Consider the following 1,227-nt stretch of genomic DNA (forward strand, 5'->3'; position numbering starts at 1 on the left):
GCGGCATGCTGGGCGGCTGGTTGATGCTGCGCTACTGGCGCGGCCAGCCGCCGTTCAATCGCGGCGGCCCCCGTCGGCGCTTTTGAGGCGTGGTCGCCAGCCCGATGACACGACGATGCCCGCTGCGATGAGCAGCAGCGCCAGCGGGTGATACCAACGCGGCCCCTGCCCCAGCAGCAAGGTGGACCAGGTGGCCGCGAAAACCGGCGTCAGGTTGCTGAAAAAGCCCGCCACCGTCGGGCCCACGGCCTGCACGCCCAGGCCCCAGCATCGGTAGGCCAGGATCGATGGGCCGATGGCGATGAACAGCAGGCCCAGCAGGGTGCCGGCATCGAGGCGCCAGCCATCGCTCCAGCCTGGGGTCCAGGCGGCTTCCGCGCCCGCGCACAGGGTCGCCCACAGCAGGCCGAACCCCACCTGGATCCACAGGAAACCAGCCCAGTCCCAGTCAGGACGGGCCTGGCCTTGCATCGACGCGGGCGGGCGGGCCAGCAACCAGCTGTAGAAGGCCCAGGCCAGGCTGGCCAGCAGCATGAGCAGGTCGCCCGGCACCAGGCGCAGTTTGGCCAGGGTGGCCCATTGACCTTGGGACATCACCAGCAAGACGCCCGCCACCGACAAGGCCGCGCCGAACAACTGCCGTCGCAGCAGAGGCTGGCCAAAGCACACGCGCCCCACGACCATCATCCACACCGGGATGCTGGCGCCGATCAGCGTGACGTTGATGGGTGACGAGGTTTGCAGCGCGAGGTACTGCAGGGCGTTGTAGGTGCCCACGCCCAATGAACCGATCAAGGCCAGGTGCCGCCAGCGCTGGACAATGGCCGACGGCTCCTGGAGGACCCGCCAGCCCAAGGGCGCGAGCAGGAGGGCGACAAGCAGCCAGCGCAGTCCGTTCATCGCCACAGGCGGCATGCTGCCGACCAGCATGCGGCCGACCACGGCGTTGCCAGCCCAGAGCATGGGCGGCAACACGAGCAGCCAGGCCGTTCGCCAGGACAGGGATGAAGCAGGTGACAAGGCTCGGTCTGCCTATTCTTGGTCTGCTGTTGGCAGCGTTCTGCAAAGAACCTGCATTAGAGCAGGCCGACCGAGCCCTCTCTCGGGGGGCAAGCCATTCGCCCCCTTTGTCCACTTGAGAGGCTTCATGGCGCCAAGCAGGCGCCTGTGAGCTATCAGGCCTGAGCGCGAGCGCGGCTGCGGCGCAAACCGAAGCCGACGGCACCC

At 68.3% G+C, this 1,227-nt stretch carries 1 protein-coding gene; it reads right to left on the reverse strand.

What is annotated here, in order from left to right:
* Positions 1-54: 54 nt before the first annotated feature.
* Positions 55-1,020: a DMT family transporter gene (locus B2W70_RS01530; RefSeq protein WP_286742195.1), complete on the reverse strand. Its 966-nt coding sequence runs from the start codon at positions 1,018-1,020 to the stop codon at positions 55-57.
* Positions 1,021-1,227 lie beyond the last annotated feature (207 nt).

The organism is Aquabacterium sp. UBA2148 (assembly GCF_002328915.1).
GTDB lineage: Bacteria > Pseudomonadota > Gammaproteobacteria > Burkholderiales > Burkholderiaceae_C > Aquabacterium > Aquabacterium parvum.